Origin of the sequence: Pseudomonas entomophila (assembly GCF_029193575.1) — a bacterium.
Taxonomy (GTDB): Bacteria; Pseudomonadota; Gammaproteobacteria; order Pseudomonadales; family Pseudomonadaceae; genus Aquipseudomonas; species Aquipseudomonas entomophila_G.
In genome coordinates this window covers 56204-78449 of record NZ_JARGCS010000056.1, presented here as the reverse complement: position 1 = coordinate 78449, position 22246 = coordinate 56204, and the positions used below count along the sequence as shown (strand labels likewise).

17 protein-coding genes and 1 pseudogene are annotated in these 22246 nt (G+C 66.2%); 4 read left to right on the top strand and 14 right to left on the bottom strand.

Going from position 1 to position 22246, the window contains the following annotated elements:
* The first annotated feature begins 9 nt into the window (after positions 1-9).
* The 3 genes from P0Y43_RS24135 to P0Y43_RS24125 all read left to right on the top strand — a co-directional run bounded on the left by P0Y43_RS24135 (position 10) and on the right by P0Y43_RS24125 (position 2048).
* Entirely contained in the window at positions 10-699 is a 690-nt protein-coding gene (locus P0Y43_RS24135; RefSeq protein ID WP_275639763.1) for a hypothetical protein, read from the top strand.
* Between the two features lie 61 nt (positions 700-760).
* The gene (locus P0Y43_RS24130; RefSeq protein WP_275639762.1) at positions 761-1438 is read left to right on the top strand and encodes a hypothetical protein; all 678 of its coding nucleotides are present in this window, start codon (positions 761-763) and stop codon (positions 1436-1438) included.
* Entirely contained in the window at positions 1425-2048 is a 624-nt protein-coding gene (locus P0Y43_RS24125; RefSeq protein ID WP_275639761.1) for a hypothetical protein, read from the top strand. Before P0Y43_RS24130 ends, P0Y43_RS24125 begins: the two co-directional genes overlap by 14 nt.
* Here P0Y43_RS24125 and P0Y43_RS24120 read toward each other — a convergent pair.
* The 14 genes and pseudogenes from P0Y43_RS24120 to P0Y43_RS24055 all read right to left on the bottom strand — a co-directional run bounded on the left by P0Y43_RS24120 (position 2045) and on the right by P0Y43_RS24055 (position 20926).
* Positions 2045-2641 (bottom strand): MarC family protein, encoded by a 597-nt coding sequence (locus P0Y43_RS24120; protein WP_275639760.1) that lies wholly within the window; start codon positions 2639-2641, stop codon positions 2045-2047. The genes P0Y43_RS24125 and P0Y43_RS24120 overlap by 4 nt on opposite strands.
* 83 nt (positions 2642-2724) lie before the next feature.
* Positions 2725-5499, bottom strand: a complete 2775-nt coding sequence (locus P0Y43_RS24115) for a hybrid sensor histidine kinase/response regulator (RefSeq protein WP_275639759.1) — start codon at positions 5497-5499, stop codon at positions 2725-2727.
* A gap of 135 nt (positions 5500-5634) precedes the next feature.
* Positions 5635-6930 carry a phosphoribosylamine--glycine ligase gene (gene purD / locus P0Y43_RS24110; RefSeq protein WP_275639758.1) on the bottom strand — a complete coding sequence of 432 codons (1296 nt, stop codon included), beginning with the start codon at positions 6928-6930 and terminating at the stop codon, positions 5635-5637.
* Positions 6931-7112: 182 nt separating this feature from the next.
* Entirely contained in the window at positions 7113-8720 is a 1608-nt protein-coding gene (purH, locus tag P0Y43_RS24105; RefSeq protein ID WP_275639757.1) for a bifunctional phosphoribosylaminoimidazolecarboxamide formyltransferase/IMP cyclohydrolase, read from the bottom strand.
* A gap of 79 nt (positions 8721-8799) precedes the next feature.
* Positions 8800-9120, bottom strand: a complete 321-nt coding sequence (gene fis / locus P0Y43_RS24100) for a DNA-binding transcriptional regulator Fis (protein WP_275639756.1) — start codon at positions 9118-9120, stop codon at positions 8800-8802.
* Positions 9117-10130: a tRNA dihydrouridine synthase DusB gene (gene dusB / locus P0Y43_RS24095; protein WP_275639755.1), complete on the bottom strand. Its 1014-nt coding sequence runs from the start codon at positions 10128-10130 to the stop codon at positions 9117-9119. Before dusB ends, fis begins: the two co-directional genes overlap by 4 nt.
* A gap of 202 nt (positions 10131-10332) precedes the next feature.
* Positions 10333-11661: a DUF3426 domain-containing protein gene (locus tag P0Y43_RS24090; RefSeq protein ID WP_275639754.1), complete on the bottom strand. Its 1329-nt coding sequence runs from the start codon at positions 11659-11661 to the stop codon at positions 10333-10335.
* A gap of 43 nt (positions 11662-11704) precedes the next feature.
* Complete coding sequence (gene prmA / locus P0Y43_RS24085; protein ID WP_275639753.1) at positions 11705-12583, bottom strand: 50S ribosomal protein L11 methyltransferase; 879 nt, start codon at positions 12581-12583, stop codon at positions 11705-11707.
* A 170-nt stretch (positions 12584-12753) separates the two neighbouring features.
* Positions 12754-14109, bottom strand: coding sequence for an acetyl-CoA carboxylase biotin carboxylase subunit (gene accC / locus P0Y43_RS24080; RefSeq protein ID WP_275639752.1), 1356 nt, complete (start codon positions 14107-14109; stop codon positions 12754-12756).
* A gap of 17 nt (positions 14110-14126) precedes the next feature.
* The gene (gene accB / locus P0Y43_RS24075; protein ID WP_275639751.1) at positions 14127-14585 is read right to left on the bottom strand and encodes an acetyl-CoA carboxylase biotin carboxyl carrier protein; all 459 of its coding nucleotides are present in this window, start codon (positions 14583-14585) and stop codon (positions 14127-14129) included.
* Positions 14586-14684: 99 nt separating this feature from the next.
* Positions 14685-15137: a type II 3-dehydroquinate dehydratase gene (gene aroQ, locus P0Y43_RS24070; protein ID WP_011535870.1), complete on the bottom strand. Its 453-nt coding sequence runs from the start codon at positions 15135-15137 to the stop codon at positions 14685-14687.
* Between the two features lie 179 nt (positions 15138-15316).
* On the bottom strand, positions 15317-17092 hold the full coding sequence (locus tag P0Y43_RS24065; RefSeq protein ID WP_275639750.1) for a protein-disulfide reductase DsbD: 1776 nt from the start codon (positions 17090-17092) through the stop codon (positions 15317-15319).
* Between the two features lie 120 nt (positions 17093-17212).
* Positions 17213-17728, bottom strand: a pseudogene (locus tag P0Y43_RS27195) (methyl-accepting chemotaxis protein); the annotation flags it as partial.
* Between the two features lie 1581 nt (positions 17729-19309).
* Positions 19310-20926, bottom strand: coding sequence for a response regulator (locus tag P0Y43_RS24055; protein ID WP_275639748.1), 1617 nt, complete (start codon positions 20924-20926; stop codon positions 19310-19312).
* A 250-nt stretch (positions 20927-21176) separates the two neighbouring features.
* Between P0Y43_RS24055 and P0Y43_RS24050 the strand changes: the two genes are divergently transcribed.
* Positions 21177-22244 carry a DUF2333 family protein gene (locus tag P0Y43_RS24050; protein ID WP_275639747.1) on the top strand — a complete coding sequence of 356 codons (1068 nt, stop codon included), beginning with the start codon at positions 21177-21179 and terminating at the stop codon, positions 22242-22244.
* Positions 22245-22246 lie beyond the last annotated feature (2 nt).

Genomic DNA, 22246 nt, shown 5'->3' with positions numbered 1-22246 from the left:
GTTGTCCCCATGACCGAAGAGAAGAAGGACGGCGGCGATAGCCTTGCCGTCGTCGAGCAGTCCCTGCTGGTGCTCAGCGCAAGCGTTTCGGCACAGAAACGTCGGGATGCGAAAACCATTTACCAGTTCGCCACCCTGGTGGCGTCCAAGGCGCACAACCGCGATGGCGAGTCCGAAGCGTGGTTCAACAAGTTTCTGGAAGTGATGAGAAGCTGTGGCTGGGTCGTTGGCAAGCGCTCCTTCGAGCGTGACTACGACACCACCCGTTCCCTGACCCTCGGCCCCGTGGTGTTCAAAGCCGCCAAGGCCGCAGGCGAGGCCTTGCTCGGCGGCCCGATCGGCGAAGCGGCCGGCAAGCTGGCGGCCAAGGTCTTCAGTTCGCTCGGTGACCTCACCGAAGCCCAGGAAATCTACAAGCAGAACATGAAAGGGCACCCCGTCTCGACCACCGGGCTGGGTACCTGCATCGAGACCCCTGAAGGTGAACTGTTCATGGTGGTCAACGCCTTCAGTTGCTCGCCCGCTGAAAACGACCTGGATACCGTGCTGTTCGAGTGGAAGAGTTCGAGCAAGGACCGCTACAGCGCCTCGGCCGTGCTCAACCTCAACGAGGTGGTGTACACCGATCAGGTGCGCGCGTCGATCGAAGCCAAGTTGGTTGCCAAGGCCGTCAAGGCCCCCGACGAATTCGAGATCTGACCGGCAGACGGGGCTTGCGGGCCCCGTCCTTCCTTTCGGCATTTGCACGATGAGGCACCTGATGAGTGAGCAGGCTTATTCCCTATGGCTCGTGGGCGGCACTGCACTGCTGGTCGAGCAGCCGCCTTCGCCTTTGCAGCGATACGTACTGGAGTCGGTGTTGTACGCCCAGCTGCGGGCGGACAAACAGAGCGGCCCCCGCTTTACCCACTATGACCGTTGGTACAACGACTACCGTGCGGCGCTGGAGGCGCGTGGCTGGGTCGTCACGCGCAGCCACAGTGATTATCGTCCGCGCACGGATGATCGGCCGCTGGCCATCGCCCCCTACCTGTGCGAGCGGCTACAGACCCGCCACCCCCGCCTGGCGGCCCCGCTCCAGGCCGCCGTTTCCAGGCTTCTCCAGGCCGATGCGCAGGCGCAGTTGCGCCCCAGCAGCGTGGCCGGCACCCAGGTGGTCTACGAATTGGGCGTGATACTGCCCGGCCCTTCGCTCGAGCTGTACAGCCTTGCGTTCGACGGTGGCTCGGCCTCGGTACCGATCGACCTTGGCGCCACTGTGGCGGCATCGGCCACACGCGATGGCATCGACCTGCGTGAAAGCCAGGCCACGATGACCGAGCTGCTGAGTGAGGCCAATCGCCAGGATTTGCACGCGCTGATCGAGCGCAAGCAGCTGGCGGGGCATATCAAGGACCTGGGCTTTATCGAGGCGGGAGGCGCATATGGACAATCGTGAAGCGGCCGTGGTGGGTGCAAGCGTGGTGTCGTTCATCCCCGGCGTGACCGTCGAGCAGCGCCAAGCCGTCAAGCTCGCCGCGCTATGGGCTGAAAGCACGACCTTGAAGACCCTGCCGGGCGCAACGGCCGGGGAGCAGTACGACTACTATCGCAAGCAATTGAAGTTTCTCGGCTGGGACGCGCAGCCTCCCGAGGAGGCGCACTGGCCGGACCCGCAGCGGCCAGCGATCGTCGACCAGGCGTTGCGCAGGATCGATGCGGTTGCCGGTGAGCGGCATTCCAGCGGCATGGCGTTGGCGTTCGAGGCCTTGAAAGGCGAAGGTCCGGCATTGCTGCACTTCGAATCGCGCTGTCAGGAACGCGGGGTGTTCCAGTTGCTCTCCTGCGCACCGGTGGGCAACAACTACGTGGACATGGTGGTCTATCACGAAGCGGCGGACGCCAAGCTGCTGACGGCGGGCTTTCTGTTCCGCGAGCGGCGCAGCCTCAAGGTGTCTGCCGAACTGGTGCGCTTCAATACCCGCCTGTTCGTTCAACAGCACCGTGACAAGGTGCTGCGTGCGACGGAGAAGATCTCGCTCAAAGAGATTCATACCCTGCGGATCTAGCCCAGCAGGTAACCCCTGATCCCGGTGAAGATGATCTGCGCCGCCAGCGCACACACGAAAAGCCCCATCAGCCGGCTGACGATCTGCAGGCCCTGGTCGCCCAGGATCCGCTCGATGCGGTGCGAGAGGTACAGCACCAGGCCGACGGTAAGGCTGGCCAGGGCGATGCTGATGATGGCCAGCAGCTTGTCGTCCCAGTGCGGTTGGCCGACCCCCATCACCAGCAACGCACCGATGGTGCCGGGGCCCACGGTGAGGGGGATGGTCAGTGGCACGATGGTCACGTCCTGCTGCACGTTGTCGGCCTGCACCGCCGACTTGCCCTGGGCCATGCCCAGGGCCGAGATGAACAGCACGGAGCCGGCGCCGATGCGGAAGGCGTCGGCGGTGATGCCGAACACGCCGAAGATCACCCGGCCGAACAGGTACAGCAGCACGCTGGCGATCAGCACCGCGCTGGCCACGCGCCAGGCCAACTGCTTGCGCTCCTTGCTGGAGTGGCCGCGGGTCAGGCTGATGAAGCACGACAGCACGAAGAACGGGCTGTAGAGCACGAGCATCTTCAGGTACACGCTGAACAACTCATGGAGCATGGAGGTGGGTCCAGGACAGGGGCGGTGCCGGGAAGTGTATCAGCAGGTGAGGGGTGGTGGTCGGGCCGGCCCAGTCGCGGGTGTCAGGAGCTATGCACCGACCCTGACGCCGCCGCCCTGCGTCCCACCCAGAACTGGATCAGTTCGCGCAACTGCGACAACTCCACCGGTTTTGCCATGTGCCCGTCCATACCCGCCAGGCGCGCCCGTTCCTTGTGTTCGCTGAGGATGTGCGCGGTCAGCGCCACCACCGGGGTGCGTGGGCGCTGGTTGGCGGTTTCCCAGGCGCGCAACTGCTGGGTGGCCGAGAAACCGTCGAGGATCGGCATCTCGCAGTCCATCAGCACCAGGTCGTAGCGCTGCGTCTTCATCGCCTGCAGCGCTTCTTCGCCGTTGCTGGCGGTGTCCGGCTCCAGGTTGAGCTTGCCGAGCATGCCGCGAATCACCTTGGTCGAGATGCTGTTGTCCTCGGCCACCAGGATACGGAAGTCGGTGGGCAGGTCGAGTGGCGCTGGCGCACCGCTCAGGACCAGGGAAATCGCCGGCTCCCGCCCACGCTGCGCCAGCTCCTCGGCCAGGGTGGTCTTGAGCGTGTAGCCGGCCACCGGCTTGGCCAGGATGCGCTTGACCCCGGCATTGCGCGCGATGACCTTGCTTGGCGCGTTGCTGATGCCGGTGAGCATCACCACCAGGATGTCGTGGTTCAGGCTCGGGTCTTCCTTGATTTTCGCCGCCAGTTGCATGCCGGTCATGCCCGGCATGTTCTGGTCCAGCAACACCGCGTCGAAGTAGTCGCGCAGGTGCGCCTTGGTCCGCAGCAGGGCCAGCGCCTCTTTGCCCGACGGCACTGCGCTGACGTTCATGCCCCAGGCGCTGCACTGCTGCACCAGCACCTTGCGGCAGGTGTCGTTGTCGTCCACCACCAGCACCCGGGCATCGCGCAGCGGGCCGTCGAGGTCGGCGAGCGGCTGCTCCAGGCGCAGTGGGTCCAGCGGCAAGGTCAGCCACAGGGTGTTGCCCATGCTGGTGCTGGTCTTGATGCCGAACTCGCCCTGCATCAGGCCGATCAGCTGCTTGGCGATCACCAGGCCCAGGTGGCCGCCGAGCTTGTTGCTGGAGAGGAAGTGGTGGCTGTGCAGCTCGGCCTGCAACAGCGCCTCGCGCTCGGCGGCGGCCATCGGCTCGCCGCTGTCCTGCACGGCGATGCGCAGGCGCGGGGCGTTGCCGCGCTGGTCCAGGGCCACCACCAGCAGGATCTCGCCGTGGTCGGTGTTCTTCAGGGCGTTGTCCAGGAGGCTCGACAGCGCCTGGCGCAGGCGCGTCGGGTCGCCGCTGATCACCCGTGGCACCTGGGGCTGGGTGAAGCTGATCAGCTCGATGTTCTGCTGTTCGGCCTTGGCGCGGAAGATGTTCAGGCAGTCCTCGATCAGCGCGTTGAGGTCGAACTGCACATCGTCCAGCTCGATCTGCCGGGATTCGAGCTTGGAGATGTCGAGGATCTCGTTGATCAACGTCAGCAGCTCGTTGCCGGCGCTGTGGATGGTCTGCACGTAGTCGCGCTGCTTGACCGACAGCGGCGTGCCGAGCAGCAACTCGGTCATGCCCAGCACGCCATTCATCGGTGTGCGGATCTCGTGGCTGATCTTGGCCAGGAACTCGGCCTTGGCGTTGATCTCGGCGTCGCTGGCGGCCAGGGCGCGGCTGGCGCGGAAGCGTTCCTCGTTGATCTTGCGCAGGCGTTCGCTGACCGCCAGGTTGAGCAGCAGGCCGCTGATCACCGTCATGCCCATGAGGATGCCCAGCAGCCAGGGCGTGGGCGTGCGGGTCAGGCCGAGCAGTGCCGGCAGCAGCACCAGGCCGCCCAGGTTGAACACCAGCATGCCGGCGGTGAACAGCCGCGCCGGCGCGTAACCCTTGTACCAGTGGTAGCTGCTGACCACCAGCATGCTCAGGCTGCCGAGGGCGAGCAGGGCATAGGTGGTGAGGTTCAGTGGCAGGGTATCGATGAACAGCAGCACCAGGCCACTGACGCAGGCGATGAGCATTTCCGCCTGCAACACGCGGTTCAGCCGCGGCGAGGCGCAGGGCGAGAAGAAACGCTGGGTGAAGTACAGGCCGCTGAGGCCCGCCAGCACCAGGGTCAGGTAGGCGGCCGGGGTCTGCGCGCTGTGCCACAGGCGCCACCAGGGGCCGCTCAAGTTGAGCAGGATCAAGGCGCTGAGCAGCATCAGCGCGTGATACAGCGCCAGCACTATGGTGGTGCTGGAGCGCGAATAGAGGAAGCGGATCAGGTTGTGCAGGATCAACATCACCAGGCCGCCGAACAGCAGGCCGAACAACAGCGGCAGGCGTTGGTCGGTGGCCGACGCGGCGGCCGGCTCCAGGCTGATGGCCGGGCGCAGTTGGTGCTCTGAGATCAGGCGTACGTAGATGTCCAGCGGCTGGGTGCTGTTGGGCAATGGCAAGACATGGTCGCTGCCGCGCAGGGTGGCGCTGGCGCGGACACTGCTTTGCCGCCCATGGTGCAACTGGCGCAGCAGCTTGCTGCCGTCGAGCGCGTAGAGGTCCAGTTGCGAGAGGTCGGGGGCGAAGATACGTAGCAGGCGTTCGTGGTCCGCCGGCTCCAGGCGGTAGTGCAGCCATAGCGCCTGGCTGGGCAGGGCGGCGTCGAGCTGTTCGAGCGGTAATGGGCTGAATTGGTTGCGGTAGCGCTCGGAGCGCACGTCGGAGAGCATCAGGTTGGCTTGTTCGTCGAGCAGAACGGACCATCCGCCGCCTGGTTCGGCCGAGGCCGGGAGCAGGCAGAGCAGGGTCAGCAGGCTGACGATCAGAGCTGTGGCAATCCGAAGCCGACGCACGACGAAATCCCTTCTTGGCTAAAGTGCCGGACAACAACTATGCGCGGCGCGCGAAGGCGAAGGCAAGGCCCCTGGGGGGCCTTGTCGACGAGCCGAAGGCCGTGCGCCGGGTTGGCACGGCGATTCGGTTGCAGCTTAGCGCTTATCTTCACCACGCTCGCGGGCGATGGCCCGGTAGCCGATGTCGGTGCGGTAGAAGCTACCGTTCCAGCTCACTTCCTTGGCCAGGCGGTAGGCCTGCTGCTGGGCGGCCTCGACGGTATCGCCCAGGGCCGTGGCGCAGAGCACGCGACCACCGGCGGTGGCGACTTGGCCGTCCTTCAGCGTGGTGCCGGCATGGAACACCTTGCCTTCGAGCTTGGCGGCAGCGTCCAGGCCGCTGATCACGTCGCCCTTGGCGTAGTCGCCAGGGTAGCCACCGGCGGCCAGCACCACACCCAGGCTCGGCCGTGGGTTCCACTGTGCTTCGACCTTGTCCAGGGCCTTGGCGAACGCGGCTTCGACCAGCAGCACCAGGCTCGACTCCAGGCGCAGCATGACGGGCTGGGTCTCCGGGTCGCCGAAGCGGCAGTTGAACTCGATGACCTTGGGGTTGCCCGCTTTGTCGATCATCAGGCCGGCATAAAGGAAGCCGGTGTAGACGTTGCCTTCCTCGGCCATGCCGCGCACGGTCGGCCAGATCACCTGGTCCATCACGCGCTGGTGCACCTCGGCGGTGACCACCGGGGCCGGCGAGTAGGCGCCCATGCCACCGGTGTTCGGGCCGCTGTCGGCATCGCCGACGCGCTTGTGGTCCTGGCTGGTGGCCATCGGCAGCACGTTGTGGCCGTCGACCATGACGATGAAGCTGGCTTCCTCGCCGTCGAGAAACTCTTCGATCACCACGCGCGAACCCGCTTCGCCGAAGGCGTTGCCGGCAAGCATGTCACGCACGGCGTCCTCGGCTTCCTGCAGGGTCATGGCGACGATCACGCCCTTGCCCGCGGCCAGGCCGTCGGCCTTGATCACGATCGGCGCGCCTTTTTCCTTCAGGTACGCCAGGGCCGGCTCGATCTCGGTGAAGTTCTGGTAGTCGGCGGTGGGGATCTTGTGGCGGGCCAGGAAATCCTTGGTGAAGGCCTTGGAGCCTTCCAGCTGCGCCGCGCCCTGGGTCGGGCCAAAGCAGTCCAGGCCACGGCTGCGGAACAGGTCGACGACACCGGCGACCAGCGGCGCTTCGGGGCCGACGATGGTCATCTGCACGTTCTGCGCGGCGAAATCGGCCAGTTGCTCCAGGGCCAGCACGTCGATGGCGACGTTCTCGCACTTGGCTTCGGTGGCGGTGCCGGCGTTGCCGGGGGCGACGAAGACTTTCTCGACGCGGGGGTCCTGGGCGACTTTCCAGGCCAGGGCGTGCTCACGACCGCCGCTGCCGATGATCAAAACTTTCATGTCAAAACCTCGAATTCTGTCGGACGGGAGGCAAAGCCTCACGCTGTACGGGGTCGCAATGAAGCCGGTAGATGCAAGGCGGGGTCGGTTCCGATGAGCGGAGTTGCCTTCTGGCAATGAGCATCAGCGGAACCGGCCCCAACGCAGCAGATGCCTGCTTCAGTGCGGCCGATTGCCGTAAATCAGTGGCGGAAGTGGCGCATGCCGGTGAAGACCATCGCGATACCCGCTTCATCGGCCGCGGCGATGACTTCTGCATCGCGCATCGAGCCGCCTGGCTGGATCACCGCGCTGATACCCACTTTAGCCGCGTTGTCGATGCCGTCACGGAACGGGAAGAAGGCATCCGAAGCCATGACCGCACCTTGGACCTGCAGGCCAGCATGCTCGGCCTTGATGGCAGCGATGCGTGCGGAGTTGACGCGGCTCATCTGGCCCGCGCCGACACCGATGGTCTGGCGGTTCTTGGCGTAGACGATGGCGTTGGACTTGACGAACTTGGCGACCTTCCAGGCGAACACCAGGTCGTGGATCTCCTGCTCGCTCGGCGCGCGCTGGGTGACGACCTTGAGGTCTTCGGCGGCGATCATGCCGATGTCGCGGCTCTGCACCAGCAGGCCACCGTTGACGCGCTTGAAGTCCCAACCGGCAGCGCGCTCGGCGGGCCACTCGCCGCATTCGAGCAGGCGCACGTTCTGCTTGGCGGCAACCACGTCGCGGGCGGCCTGGGAGATTTTCGGCGCGATGATCACTTCGACGAACTGGCGGTCGACGATGGCCTTGGCGGTTTCGCCGTCCAGCTCGCGGTTGAAGGCGATGATGCCGCCGAACGCCGACTCGGTGTCGGTGGCGTAGGCCAGGTCATAGGCCTTGCGGATGCCGCCTTCGTTTTCCGGCACCACCGCCACGCCGCACGGGTTGGCGTGCTTGACGATGACGCAGGCCGGCTTGACGAAGCTCTTCACGCACTCCAGCGCGGCGTCGGTGTCGGCCACGTTGTTGAACGACAGTTCCTTGCCTTGCAGCTGGATGGCGGTGGAGATGCTCGCCTCGCCTTTCTTCGCCTCGACGTAGAACGCCGCGCTCTGGTGCGGGTTCTCGCCGTAGCGCATTTCCTGGGCCTTGACGAACTGGCTGTTGAAGGTGCGCGGGAACTCGCTGCGGCCTTCGGTGGACAGGGTGTCCTTGGCCTGGTCGATGCTGCCCATGTAGTTGGCGATCATGCCGTCGTAGGCGGCGGTGTGCTCGAAGGCCTTGAGCATCAGGTCGAAGCGCTGGGCGTAGGTCAGGCCGCCGGCCTTGAGGTTTTCCAGGACGCTGGCGTAGTCGCTGGCGTTGACCACGATGGCCACGTCCTTGTGGTTCTTCGCCGCCGAGCGGACCATGGTCGGGCCGCCGATGTCGATGTTCTCGATGGCGGTCGGCAGGTCGCAGCCAGGCTTGGCGATGGTCGCCTCGAACGGGTACAGGTTGACGGCGACCAGGTCGATCGGCTTGATGCCGTGCTCGGCCATGATGGCGTCGTCAGTGCCGCGACGGCCGAGGATGCCGCCGTGGATCTTTGGATGCAGGGTCTTGACCCGGCCGTCCATCATTTCGGCGAAGCCGGTGTAGTCGGCCACTTCCACCGCGTTCACGCCGTTGTCCTTGAGCAGCTTGTAGGTGCCGCCGGTGGACAGGATCTCGACGCCGAGCTGTTGCAGCTCACGGGCGAACTCGAGGATGCCGGTCTTGTCGGAGACGCTGATCAGGGCGCGGCGGATCGGCAGGCGGGTAGTCTGGTCGGTCATTTCGGGTTCCATAACGCGGTGGAGTCAGCAAAAAAGGCGCCTCTTTGACGAGCCGCCTTTTCGGATTGGGATTCTGGCTTTACAACAGGTCGTACTGCTTGAGCTTCTTGCGCAAGGTGCCTCGGTTGAGCCCGAGCATCTCGCTGGCCTTGGTCTGGTTGCCCTTGACGTAGTTCATCACGCTTTCGAGCAGCGGCGCCTCGACTTCCGAAAGCACCAGGTTGTAGACGTCCGTGACGGTGGCGCCTTCCAGGTGGGCGAAGTAGTTGTGCAGCGCCTTCTCCACGCTGTCGCGCAGGGTCTGCCCCTCTTCGCTCGGCGTGTTGAGGTGCTGTTTGAGGTTGGCGTTGTCGCTCACGGGCGTTGTTCCACTCACTAATGTCTCGGTCAAAATCGTCATGCGGCCACCCCTTGTCCGTCCTCTGTCTCAAGGCTCTGTCGACGTTCGGCGAAGAACGCACGAACGTTGGCGCACTGCGCTTGGGTTTCTTCCAAGGCATTGAACCGGGCACGAAACTCCCTGCCGCCCGGGCGTGTAGCCAGATACCAGCCAACGTGCTTGCGGGCGATACGCACGCCCATCACATCGCCATAGAAGGCATGCAGCGCGGCAAGGTGTTCCAGCAGAATGCGTTCCACTTCCTCCAGCGCGGGGGCTGGCAGGTGTTGGCCGGTCCGCAGGTAATGCTCGACCTCGCGAAAGATCCACGGCCGCCCCTGGGCGGCGCGGCCGATCAGCAGGCCGTCGGCTCCCGTGGCGTCGAGCACCGCGCGGGCCTTTTCTGGCGAGGTGATGTCGCCGTTGGCGAAAACCGGGATCGACACCGCCTGCTTGATGGCTGCGATGGTGTCGTACTCGGCTTCACCGGTGTACAGGTCGGCGCGTGTGCGGCCATGCACCGCCAGCGCCTGGATACCGGCCTGCTCGGCGATCTTCGCCACGGTCAGGCCGTTCTTGCTCGCCCGGTCCCAACCGGTGCGGATCTTCAGGGTCACCGGGACGTCCACGGCGCCGACCACGGCCTGGAGGATCTCGCTGACCAGAACTTCATCTCTCAATAAAGCAGAGCCTGCGGCTTTGTTGCAGACTTTTTTCGCCGGACACCCCATGTTGATGTCGATGATCTGCGCGCCGGCCTCGACGTTGGCCCGGGCCGCCGCCGCCATCATCTGCGCGTCGCCACCGGCGATCTGCACCGAGCGAGGCTCGGGATCGCCTTCGTGGATGCGGCGCAGGCTCGACTTGCGGCTGTTCCACAGGCTCATGTCGCTGCTGACCATCTCCGACACCACCATGCCTGCCCCAAGGGCTTTGCAAAGCGTGCGGAAAGGCTGGTCCGTGACCCCGGCCATGGGCGCGAGGATCAGGTTGTTTCGCAGTGTGTAAGGGCCGATGCGTACCGCCGACATAGGTGTTCCCTGTTGTGGGGCCGGATCATTGGAGTTCGAAAAAGGGTTGGCATGATACCCGCTCTCGATGACCGGATAAAGATGGAACTGGATAAAATCTGAACAGTTGCGTCGTTATGACGTCCAGTTCCAAGCGGCAGCCTCGAGCCGCGAGGAAGAAGCGGACCGGCTTTTTCTCGAAGCTCGAAGCTCGGAGCTGCTTCTACTCCGGCGAGCGGAAGCTGAGGCTGTAGTTCACCGCCTTCGGCCCCGGGTCGAGGATGTCCAGGGCGATGTGGATCGGCGTCTGGCTCGGCATCTCGCCGCGCCCGGCCAGCTCGCCGGACAGGTACTCGCTGGGCTTGAAGCGCCGGCTGGCGATCAACTGGCCGTTGAGGTCGGCGAAGCGCAGTTCCAGCAACGGGAATGGCTGGGAAAACGAGGCGCGGTTGTAGATGATCGCGTCGACGATCAGCGCGCCCTTGAAGTCCGGGTGGCTGCGCACCACCAGGTTGCTGCTCTTGATCCGCGCGATGTCCACCCGCGTCGGCACCTGGCAGCCGACCAGCGGGCATACCTGCTGGAACAGCGGCCGGTAGCGGTCGTGCCGGGCCATCTCGTCGAAGTGGTACCAGACGTACTGGAACACCAGCAGGCCGGCGGCCAGCAGGGCCAGGAAGCCCCACAGCAGGCGTTTGCCCCAGTTCGGTGCGGGCTTTTCCCAACCCAGTTGCAACGGGTCGTCGACCACGTCGACCAGCGGCTCCTTGCGCGGGCGCGGCGCCTTGGCGGCCAGCACCGGCTCCAGGCGTTCGCCGGGGAGCAGGTCGTCGTCCTCTTCCTCGTCGCGGGCCGATACGCGCACGGCGCGGGGCTCGTCGTCGAGGGCGGAGAGGCCTTTTTCGGCGATGTCGTCATCGCTGGCCGACAGCGGCTGGGTGGCTGGCTCCTGCAGCTCGTCGATGACGTTCGCTCGGGCGGGCGGGTCTTCGTCATCCAGGTCCAGGGCCAGGCCCAAGGTTGGCTCGGTGCGTTCTTCGGGCTGCGCTGGCAGGTCGAGAGGTTCCTGCTCGACCAGCGTCGGAGCGGGCACTTCGTGGGGTTCGGGCTCCAGGTGGTGATCGTCGGTGGCGGTGCCGAACGGCTCGTCGCTGTGTTCGTCCGTGCCTTGTTCGTCACGCCGCGCCTGCAAACCATCGCCGTCGGCCCGAGCCGGGTGTTCGGGCTGCCCGCCACGGCGTTCGAGGCGCGCCAGTTCCTGGTCGAGATCGAGGTCGTCCAGCGCCTGGGCGGTGCTGGCCCAGTCGTCCTGGCTCGGCGGCACGCGTTCGGCAGGGGGTTGCACGACCGGTGCCGCGGGCGCCGGCGTCGGCTCGGCGACCGACGGCGGGGCACTGGCGGCCTGGCTCTGTTCCAGCAACTGCCGGGCGGCATTGAACACCTGCAGGCAGTGGCCGCAGCGCACCACGCCACGGGCCACGCTCAGTTGGTGATGAGTGACGCGAAAGCTGGTCTGGCAATGCGGGCACTGGGTGACGAAACTGTCGGTCATGCGGCGATCCGAAGAGCTGTGCAGGAATTGATTCTAGGCCCGCTCAGCGGCGGCGACCACTGATGCGTACCCAGCCGTCGCGCACGACGATCGGGTCCAGCTCGAAGTCGGCGGCATAGGCGGCGGCCACTTCCTCGCCCTGTTCGGCGAGGATGCCCGACAGTGCCAGCAGGCCATCGCGGCGAACCAGCCCGGACAATTGTGGCGCCAGCGCCACCAGGGGCCCGGCGAGGATGTTGGCGACCAGCACGTCGGCCTGCATCGCCGGCATCTGCTCGGGCAGGTACAGGGCCAGCCGTTGGTCGGCGATGCCATTGCGCCCGGCATTGTCGCGCGAGGCCTCCAGGGCCTGCACGTCGATGTCGGTGCCGACCGCCTCGCGGGCGCCCAGCAGCAGGGCGGCGATGGCCAGGATCCCCGAGCCGCAACCGAAGTCCAGCACCTGGGTGCCATCGAGCGATTGGCCGTCGAGCCATTCCAGGCACAGCGCGGTGGTCGGGTGGGTGCCGGTGCCGAACGCCAGGCCCGGGTCGAGCAGCAGGTTCACAGCGTCCTTTTCCGGGGCCTCGTGCCAGCTCGGCACGATCCACAGGCGGCGGCCGAAACGCATGGGCTGGAAGTTGTCCATCCAGCTGCGTTCCCAATCCTGGTCCTCGATCACCTCGGCGTGGTGTTCGGGCAACTCGGCATCGGTCAGCAGGCGCAGGTGGGCGAACACCTGCTCGGGCTCGGCATCGGCCTCGAACAGCGCGAGGAGGTGGGTGTGCGACCACAGCGGGGTGGTGTTGAGGTCCGGCTCGAAGATCGGCTGGTCCTCGGCGTCCATGAAAGTCACCGAGACGGCGCCTACTTCCAGCAGGGCGTCTTCATAGGTTTCGGCTTGTTCCGGGCTGATGGCCAGGCGTACTTGCAGCCAGGGCATGGCGGGCACCTTTGGGGAATCGAGAAGGGCAGCCTGGGCTGCGCGAAGGCTGGCAGTGTACTTGAGTGCGTGGGGTTTGTGGATGCTTCGCCGGCCCTATCGCGGGGCAAGCCCGAACGGGCAATAAAAACCCCGGCACAGGGCCGGGGTTCGTTCACCTCACGCCACGATCACTCCTGGTTGGCCAGTTTGTGCTCGAGGTAGTGGATGTTCACGCCGCCTTTGCAGAAACCTTCATCGCGCACCAGGTCGCGGTGCAGCGGGATGTTGGTCTTGATGCCGTCGACGACGATTTCGTCCAGGGCATTGCGCATGCGCGCCATGGCTTCGTCGCGGTCCTTGCCGTAGGTGATCAGCTTGCCGATCAGCGAGTCGTAGTTCGGCGGTACGGAGTAGCCGCTGTACAGGTGCGAATCGACCCGCACGCCATTGCCGCCCGGGGCATGGAAGTGCTTGACGGTGCCGGGGCTCGGGATGAACTTCTTCGGGTCTTCGGCGTTGATCCGGCACTCCAGCGAGTGACCGCGCAGCACCACGTCTTCCTGGCGGAACGACAGCTTGTTGCCTGCGGCGATGCTGAGCATCTCCTTGACGATGTCGATGCCGGTGACCATTTCCGAGACCGGGTGCTCGACCTGGACGCGGGTGTTCATCTCGATGAAGTAGAACCGGCCGTTCTCGTACAGGAACTCGAAGGTGCCCGCGCCGCGGTAGCCGATCTCGATGCACGCATCCACGCAACGCTTGAAGACTTCCTGGCGGGCCTTCTCGTCGATGCCGGGGGCCGGCGCTTCTTCCAGCACCTTCTGGTGGCGGCGCTGCAGCGAGCAGTCACGGTCGCCCAGGTGCACGGCGTTGCCTTGGCCGTCGGACAGGACCTGCACTTCCACGTGACGTGGGTTGGTCAGGAACTTTTCCAGGTAGACCATCGGGTTGCCGAAGGCGGCACCGGCTTCGGTGCGGGTGAGCTTGGCCGAGGCGATCAGGTCCTCTTCCTTGTGCACCACGCGCATGCCGCGACCACCACCACCACCGGCGGCCTTGATGATCACCGGGTAGCCGACGTCACGGGCGATCGCCAGGGCGACCTCTTCGTCTTCCGGCAGCGGGCCATCGGAGCCCGGCACGGTCGGTACGCCCGACTTGATCATCGCGTCCTTGGCCGAAACCTTGTCGCCCATCAGGCGAATGGTGTCGGCTTTCGGGCCGATGAAGGCGAAACCGGATTTCTCCACCTGCTCGGCGAAGTCGGCGTTCTCGGCGAGGAAGCCGTAGCCGGGGTGAATGGCGGTGGCGCCGGTCACTTCGGCCGCAGCGATGATCGCCGGGATGTGCAGGTAGGATTCCTTGGACGACGCAGGGCCGATGCAGACCGATTCGTCGGCCAGGCCCAGGTGCATCAGTTCGCGGTCAGCCGTGGAGTGAACCGCAACGGTCTTGATGCCCAGCTCTTTGCAGGCACGCAGGATCCGCAGGGCAATTTCCCCACGGTTGGCGATCAGGACTTTTTCCAGCTTCCCAGACATCGTTGGCACTCCGCGATTCAAACGATGGTGAACAGCGGCTGGTCGAACTCAACCGGCTGACCGTCTTCCACCAGGATGGCGTCGATGACGCCGCCGATATCGGCTTCGATGTGGTTCATCATCTTCATCGCTTCGACGATGCACAGGGTGTCGCCTTTCTTCACGCTCTGGCCAACTTCAGCGAAGTTCGGCGAGGTCGGCGAAGGCTTGCGGTAGAAGGTGCCAACCATCGGCGAGCGGATCACGGTGCCTTTCAGGGCCGGGGCGGCAGCGGCTTCGGCGGCCGGAGCGGCGGCTACCGGGGCGGCGGCGACTGGCGCAGCGGCGATCGGCGCCGGGGCGAAGTACTGCTGGGCGGCCGGGGTCTTGCTGTGGCGGCTGATGCGAACGGACTCTTCGCCTTCCTTGATCTCCAGTTCGTCGATGCCAGACTCTTCCAGCAGTTCGATCAGCTTCTTGACTTTACGGATATCCATTAATCATCAACTCCCAAGGTTTCGGTCGGGGCTTAATTTGAAAACGTGTCGAAAACGTTTTTGCGTAACCTCGGCCCAACGGGCCAAGGCCTTGTGTCATCAGGGCTGTGCGTTGGCAGCCAGGTGTTCCAGCGCGGATTCCAGGGCCAACCGGTAACCGGTGGCGCCCAGGCCGCAGATCACCCCTACGGCGACATCGGAGAAGTAGGAGTGGTGACGGAACGGTTCACGCTTGTGCACGTTGGACAGGTGCACTTCGATGAATGGGATGCTCACCGCCAGCAATGCGTCACGTAATGCGACGCTGGTGTGGGTGAAAGCCGCCGGATTGATCAGGATGAAGTCCACGCCCTCGTTGCGCGCGGCGTGGATGCGGTCGATCAGTTCGTACTCGGCGTTGCTCTGCAGGTACTGCAGGTGATGGCCTGCGGCACGGGCGCGCTGCTCCAGGTCCTGGTTGATCTGGGCGAGGGTGGCGGCGCCGTAATGCCCCGGCTCGCGGGTGCCGAGCAGGTTGAGGTTGGGGCCGTGCAGCACCAGTAGGGTGGCCATCTGCGGATTCCTTGATCTTGTAGGGCAATTCGACATAGCGCGGCGACTATGCCGCAAGAGGGCAGCGAGTGTCCAGTTCCCGGCAATAGCCAGCACGATGTCCGAGATTCGCGCAAAGTATGTGACCGAATGACGGTCTTTGGTCACTCTCTTGCAGAAAATTCCCGTCGCGCGGGAAGTTATAGACCGAGTTCGCCGCGCACGCGCGCGAGAATGCTCGTGAAATCGCCGGCGTTTATCTCGCCGACCACACGATCGGCGGTCATTTCGCCGCCGTTCGGCGCAAAGAACAACAGTGCGGGTGGGCCGAACAGTTTGTAGCGGTCCAGCAGCGCGCGCTGCTCGGCGTTGCTTTCGGTGATGTCGAAGCGCAGCAGCTTGAACGCGCCCAGTTGCGGGGTGACCTGCGGCGCATTGAGCACTTCGTGCTCGATCACCTTGCAACTGATGCACCAGTCGGCGTACCAGTCCAGCAGCACCGGCTGGCCCGCCGCCTTGGCCTCGGCCAGGGCCTTGTCCAGCGCGGCGGGAGTGGTGAGGGTCTGCCAGGCGTCGGCCTGGGGCGTGGCGCCGGCACTGGAGGCGCTGGCCACGGGCGGTGGCAGCGGGCGCAGCGGGTCGTTTTGGCCGCTGAGGGCGCCGTACCAGCACGCCAGGGCGTAGACCATCAGCAGCAGGCCGAGCAGTTGCGCCAGGCGCTGGCGCGGGGTCTTGACCACGAACTCCAAGGCGCCGAGGAACAGCGCCACGCCGGCGGCCAGCAGGCCGACCAGCAGCAAGGTCGCCGGCCCCGGCAGCACGCGGCTGAGCAGGCCGATGGCCAGGCCCAGCAACAGCACGCCGATGGCGTTCTTCACCGTGTTCATCCACGGCCCGCTCTTCGGCAGCCAGGTCGCGCCGCCGGTGGCCACCAGCAGCAGCGGCGCGCCCATGCCCAGCCCTAGGGCGAACAGCTTCAGCGCCCCACCCAGGGCGTCGCCGCTGGCGCTGATGTACAACAGCGCCCCGGCCAGTGGGGCCGACACGCACGGCGATACCAGCAGGCTGGACAACACCCCGAGCACCGCCGCGCCGAGCAGCGAGCCGCCGCGGGTGTGCTGGGCCATGCGGTCCAGGCGGCTGCTCAGCGCCTGCGGCAGCTTGAGGTCGAACAGGCCGAACATGGCCAGGGCGAACAGCACGAAGAACAGCGCGAACGGCACCAGCACCCAGGCCGACTGCAAGCGCGCCTGCAGGTTGAGGCCGGCGCCGAACAGGCCCATCAGCGCGCCGAGCGCGGCGAAACTGGCGGCCATCGGCAGCACGTAGGCCAGCGACAGGCTCAGCCCGCGCCAGCCGCCGACCTGGCCGCGCAGCACCACGCCGGAGAGGATCGGCAGCATCGGTAGCACGCAGGGGGTGAAGGTCAGGCCGACGCCGGCGAGGAAGAACAGCAGCAGCGACTGCCAGCGCCAGCCCTCCGACGCAGTGCCAGGCTGTGCGCCGCCGAGGCCATCGATCGGCAGGCGCGCGGTTTCCGGTGGATAGCACAGGCCCTTGTCGGCGCAGCCCTGGTAGCCCACCAGCAGGGTGAAGGGGCGTTGCTCGGCAACGTTTCGCGGCAGCTCGATGTCGAGCACGCCGTGGTACACCTCGACATCGCCGAAGAACTCGTCGTGCTTGGCTTCGCCGGGCGGGATGCGCGGCTGGCCGAGGGCGATGTCGGCAGGCTCGGTGCGGAACTGGAAGCGGTGGCGATAAAGGTAGTAGCCGTCGCTGGCGACGAAGCGCAGCTTGATCGACTGGGCGTCGGTTTGCACCAGACTGAGCTTGAAGGCCTCGCGCACGGGCAGGAAGTCGGCGCTGTTGGACAGCGAGGCGGCGCCGAGGGTGGCGCTGGGGCGGTTGTCCAGCAGGCCCGAGGCGAAGGCGGGCGTGGCCAGCAGCAGGAACAACAGGAAAAACAGGCGGCGCATGGCGGACTCGCGAGGTGGAACGTGGGGGCATGATAGCGGAGTTGCCGGGGATTGTCGGGGGCAGTGCCGGCCCTATCGCGGGCTTGCCCCGCGACAGGGCCGGTACAGGCAGCGCAGGGCTCAGACCCGAAACGCCCGCACCGCCGTATTCAGCTCCCCGCCCAGTTGCAGCAACTGCTCGCCTTGCTCGCGCCCTTCACCGATGCGCTGCAGGTTGTCCTCGCCCAGCGCGTGAATACGCTCGCTGTGATCGCGGATCTCGCTCACCGCGCCACTCTGCTGGGCAGTGACGTCGGCGATGCGCCCCGCCGTGTCGGCGATCGTGCGAATCGCGCTGACGATCTCGTCCAGCGCACCGTCGGCGGCCTGGGCCTGGTTGGCGGTGGCCTCGGCATGTTCGAGTTGGGTGCGCATGCCGTTCACCGACTCGCGCGCCGCGCGCTGCAAACGGTCGATCAGCGCCTGGATCTCGCCGGTGGCGCCTGTGGTGCGCTGGGCCAGCGAGCGCACCTCGTCGGCCACCACGGCGAAACCGCGCCCCATCTCGCCGGCCCGTGCGGCTTCGATGGCGGCGTTGAGGGCCAGCAGGTTGGTCTGTTCGGCGATGGCGCGGATCACCGTCAGCACACCGCCGATGGTCGCCGACTCTTCCGCCAGCTGTTCGATCATCTGCGCGTTGCCCTGCACCTCGTCGACCAGCGCGCGCAGGCCCGACAAGCTCTGGCCAATCACCGACTGGCCCTGTTCCACGGCGCGCCCAGCGTCGCGACTGGCCTCGGCGGCGGCGCTGGCGTCACCCGCCACCTGCTGGATGGTCGCCTCCAGCTCACCCAGGGCATCGCGGATCTGCGCGGTGTCGCCGGCCTGGCGTTCGGCGCCGTCGTGCAACGCGGTGCTCATGCCGGCCAAGGCGTTGCTGCTGCCGGCCACCTGTTCGGCGTTGTGCCGCAGGGTGCCGACCAGCTCTACCAGGTACTGGCGCAGGCGGTTGAGCGACGCTTGGATGTCGTGCAGTTCGCGGTTGCTCTTGCCCAGGGCAATGGGCTGGGCGAAGTCGCCCTCGGCCCAGCGCGACAGCGCCGGCGCCAGGCTGGTCAGGGTGCGCGCCAGGCGCCGTTGCAAGGTGTCGATAAGCAGGGCGATCAGCAGGATCAGGCCAATCATCAGGCCCTGGATGATGCGCACCTCGCTGGCGATCTTCGCGTGCAGGCCCCGCACTTCCGGCTCCAGCCCGGCGATGGCTCTCTGAACCGCCTCCAGGCGCTCGCCAGTGCTGGCGGCGAGCGCCGCGCGGCGTTCGATCTGCTCGCGGGTGCGCTGCAGTTCGGCGGGGTAGCGACCGAGCAGGCTCTGCAACTCGCGCTTCAGGCCCACGGCGACGTCTTCCTGCTGTTCGCTGGCCTGGCTTTCCAGGCCCATCAGCGCGGCGAAGTCGTCGGCGTTGGATTCGGCGGCGCGGGTCACGCCGAGCAGCGGCAGGCCCTCGATGAGCTGGGCCTGGGCGCGGATCGCTTGCAACTCGCGCTCGACCTCGTCGGCCAGCTCCGCGCGGCCGCTGCTGACCAGCTTGTCACGGGCCAGGGCCAGGCGCCCCAGGTGTACCGCGGCGTCGAGCAGCGGCGCCAGGTAGCGGCCGGCGTTGGGGTTGCCGCTGTCGCGGGCGTAGCCGGCCAGTTGCTCGAAGTTCGCCCCCAGCTCGCGCTCGGCCTGCAGTAGCAGGGCCTGCGGGTCGCCGGCCAGCTTGCCGGCGGCGAGCAGTTCGTTGGCGGTGAAGGCCTGCAGCGTGTCCAGGCTCGGGCGCAGTTGGCCGGCGAGTTCCTCGGGCCATTCGGCGAGGGACGCCTGCAATTGCTTGTTGGCCTCCATGGCCGCCGCGTGGCGCAGGGCGTCGCCGCTGCCCAGGTAGGCCTGGATGTTGCTGGCGGCGTCGTTCTGGAAATGCTGGGACAGGCCCAGGTAACGCTCCATCATCTGGTAGGGGCGCTCCAGGGCGCGCTGCGACCACCACAGGGTCGCGCCCAGGGCGATGCACACGGTCACCAGCAACAGGGTGTTGAAATTGGTCAGCCACTTCAGGCGCATAGCCGCGAACTTCCTGCGGGGAGTGGGAGAGGTAGGTGCCTGAAGTTATTGCGGTTTTGTGACGGGGTGATGACGGCGGAGGGTTGGCGCCCTAAAAAAGTGGCAGAGTGCCTTTATGGGGTCGTCACAGGCCGCCTAGGGCTCAACCCTCACCACACAATTGCGCCCCGCATGCTTGGCCCGGTATAGCGCCTCGTCGGCGGCGCTGGCCATGGTCAGGGCGTCCAGCCCGTCATCCAGCTCCACCACCCCGGCGCTGAAGGTGCACTGCAAGTCCTGTGGCTGCGCCGGGTAATGGATCTCGGCGAAGCGCCGGCGGATCTCATCAAGCACCTTGTGCGCCGCGTCCAGCCCGGTGTTGGGCATGACGATGGCGAACTCCTCGCCGCCATAGCGGCCGATGAAGTCGGTCTTGCGCAGGCGCTGCTTGAGGAACAGCGCCAGGCTCTTGATCACCCGGTCGCCCATCGGGTGGCCGTGGCGGTCGTTGATCTTCTTGAAGTGGTCGATGTCGAGCATGGCGAAGGCCAGCGGGCGCGCCTCGCGGCGGGCGCGGAAGCTGCAATCCTCGAGCAGTTGGAGGATGTGCGTGTGGTTGTACAGCCCGGTCAGGCTGTCGCGCACCATCCGCGCCTTGAGGTGGCGGGCGCGGGCGGCGCGGTTGCGCACCGTGGTCACCAGGTGGCGGGCGCGGATGGGCTTGGTGAGGAAGTCGTCGCCGCCCTCGCTCATGGCATCGAGCTGCTTGTCCAGGTCGTCCTCGGCCGACAGGTAGATGATCGGCACGCTGACGTAGCGGTCGTTGTGGCGGATCACCTTGGCCAGCTCCGTGCCGGTGCAGTCGGGCATGTACATGTCGAGGATGATCAGGTCCGGCTGGAAGTCGGCCAGCTCCGCCATGGTGCGGATCGGCTCGGTGAGGGTGCGGGTGATGATCCCGGCGCCGTTGAGCAGGCGCTCGGTGTTCATGGCCTGGGCGCGCGAGTCGTCGATGATCAGCACGCGGAACGGGTCGTACTGGGTGGCGCTGGTCAGCAGCTCGACCTTTTCCAGCAGGCTCGAGGCCTCCAGGGTGCCGGTGAGGAACTCCTGGCCGCCGGCGCGCACTGCCGCCAGGCGCGTGGGGGTGTCGGTTTCCTGGTGGCTGAAGAACAGCAGCGGGATGTGCTGCTCAAGGCCCTGCTGGGCCTGGGCCGCCAGGTGCAGGCCCAGGCCCGGCCCGGTGAAGTCGACGTCCATGACGATCGCCGAGGGCAGCCGTTCGCTCATCGACGCGCGAAACGCCTCGGCGCTGTACAGGGCCTGCACGCCGAGGCCGAAGAACTCCAGCTGCTGGGCCAGGCGCTCGGCGCGGTCGTGGTCTTGCAGCAGGATGTACACCGGCTTGCGCAGCGGCGGCAACGGCACGTGGTCGAGCTGGTCGCCCTTGCGCAGGCCGGTGCGCGACAGGCGCTGCATCAGGCGGTTGAGCTCGCCGATCAGCTCCGAGTTGAGCCGCGCGCTGTTCGCCTCGATGGCTCGCAGGGTCTGGCCGATGGCCACCGACAAGCTGCTGTGCTCGGGCTGCTCGAAGCGCTCGGCGTAACGCTGCAGGCGCAGGTTGGCCTCGCACAGCTCGCCCAGGTCGCCGCTCGACCACTCGCCGCGTTGCAGGCGCTGCCAGATCTCCAGGATCTGTCGGGCCTGGTGGATGACCCGCTGGGCGAAGTGCTGCTTCAAGCGCTCGTGACTGGGCTCGGCTGGTTGGCTCATGTCCTGACTACTTGTTAGAGGTTGGCGTGCAGGTTCAATGATGGCTCTATGCTAGCAGTTCTTTACTGCGTCGCGAGTGCTGCGAATCAACAAAGCGTTTCAGGACGAATATTCAGTTACTGACCCGCTGGTCGCTTATGCGTATGGCGGTGTCTGCTTTATAGTGCCGGGACGCGGGCTTGCCGTGGCACCCTGGCCGAGGCCTGTGGTCCAAGCCCCTGAACCGTCATGATTGATTAAGGACAACGCCATGCTGGATTGGAAAAACCGCGAGGCCAAAGCCGAGCCCCGCGAGCGCGTCGAAGGCCGCGGCGCCGCTACCCGTAGCTACCTTGGCGGCCTGTGGAGCCGCGCCCTGGGCACCCTGGTCGGGTTTTACCTGCTGGTGTGCATCGGCCTGGGCTGGTACTGGAGCCAGGAGCCGGCGCTGTTCCCCGTGCAGCAGAGCGCCCAGGCCGCGGCCGAGCGCAACAACCAGCAGATGGTGGTGGGCTACACCACCGTCGAGACTCTCAAGACCGTCGCCGGCACCCTGCTGAACAAGCCTGGCGGGTACATCTCCAACGACCGCTTCCCGCCCGGCCTGTGGATGGACAACATGCCCAGCTGGGAATACGGCGTGCTGGTGCAGGTGCGCGACCTGTCGCGCGCGCTGCGCAAGGACTTCGCCCGCTCCCAGTCGCAATCCACCGAGGACGCCGACCTGGCCAAGGCCGAGCCGCGTTTCAACTTCGACAACAAGAGCTGGATCCTGCCGTCCAGCGAGTCGGAGTTCGAGGAAGGCATCAAGTCGCTGGGCCGCTACCAGGCGCGCTTGGCCGCCGGTGACCAGGGCGCGATCTTCTACACCCGCGCCGACAACCTCAACAACTGGCTGGGTGACGTCGCCACGCGCCTGGGCTCGTTGTCCCAGCGCCTGTCGGCCAGCGTTGGCCGGGTCAAGCTCAACAGCACCCTGAAGACCGAGAGCGTGCAGCCGGGCCAAGCGCCGCAGCTCGACGAGGAACTGGTGGAAACCCCGTGGCTGCAGATCGACAACGTGTTCTATGAAGCCCGTGGCCAGGCCTGGGCGTTGTCGCACCTGCTGCGCGCCATCGAGGTCGATTTCGCCGACGTGCTGGCGAAGAAGAATGCCACTGTCAGCGTGCGCCAGATCATCCGTGAGCTGGAGGCGTCCCAGGAGGCGCTGTGGAGCCCGATGGTGCTCAATGGCAGCGGCTTCGGCATGTGGGCCAACCACTCGCTGGTGATGGCCAACTACATTTCCCGCGCCAACGCCGCGGTCATCGACCTGCGCCAACTGCTGTCGCAGGGCTGAGC

Coding starts and splice junctions, on each gene's coding strand:
- P0Y43_RS24135 (WP_275639763.1), top strand. CDS start 10: ATGACCGAAGAGAAGAAGGACGGCGGCGATAGCCTTGCCGTCGTCGAG.
- P0Y43_RS24130 (WP_275639762.1), top strand. CDS start 761: ATGAGTGAGCAGGCTTATTCCCTATGGCTCGTGGGCGGCACTGCACTG.
- P0Y43_RS24125 (WP_275639761.1), top strand. CDS start 1,425: ATGGACAATCGTGAAGCGGCCGTGGTGGGTGCAAGCGTGGTGTCGTTC.
- P0Y43_RS24120 (WP_275639760.1), bottom strand. CDS start 2,641: ATGCTCCATGAGTTGTTCAGCGTGTACCTGAAGATGCTCGTGCTCTAC.
- purD (WP_275639758.1), bottom strand. CDS start 6,930: ATGAAAGTTTTGATCATCGGCAGCGGCGGTCGTGAGCACGCCCTGGCC.
- purH (WP_275639757.1), bottom strand. CDS start 8,720: ATGACCGACCAGACTACCCGCCTGCCGATCCGCCGCGCCCTGATCAGC.
- fis (WP_275639756.1), bottom strand. CDS start 9,120: ATGACGATTTTGACCGAGACATTAGTGAGTGGAACAACGCCCGTGAGC.
- dusB (WP_275639755.1), bottom strand. CDS start 10,130: ATGTCGGCGGTACGCATCGGCCCTTACACACTGCGAAACAACCTGATC.
- P0Y43_RS24090 (WP_275639754.1), bottom strand. CDS start 11,661: ATGACCGACAGTTTCGTCACCCAGTGCCCGCATTGCCAGACCAGCTTT.
- prmA (WP_275639753.1), bottom strand. CDS start 12,583: ATGCCCTGGCTGCAAGTACGCCTGGCCATCAGCCCGGAACAAGCCGAA.
- accC (WP_275639752.1), bottom strand. CDS start 14,109: ATGTCTGGGAAGCTGGAAAAAGTCCTGATCGCCAACCGTGGGGAAATT.
- accB (WP_275639751.1), bottom strand. CDS start 14,585: ATGGATATCCGTAAAGTCAAGAAGCTGATCGAACTGCTGGAAGAGTCT.
- aroQ (WP_011535870.1), bottom strand. CDS start 15,137: ATGGCCACCCTACTGGTGCTGCACGGCCCCAACCTCAACCTGCTCGGC.
- P0Y43_RS24065 (WP_275639750.1), bottom strand. CDS start 17,092: ATGCGCCGCCTGTTTTTCCTGTTGTTCCTGCTGCTGGCCACGCCCGCC.
- P0Y43_RS24055 (WP_275639748.1), bottom strand. CDS start 20,926: ATGAGCCAACCAGCCGAGCCCAGTCACGAGCGCTTGAAGCAGCACTTC.
- P0Y43_RS24050 (WP_275639747.1), top strand. CDS start 21,177: ATGCTGGATTGGAAAAACCGCGAGGCCAAAGCCGAGCCCCGCGAGCGC.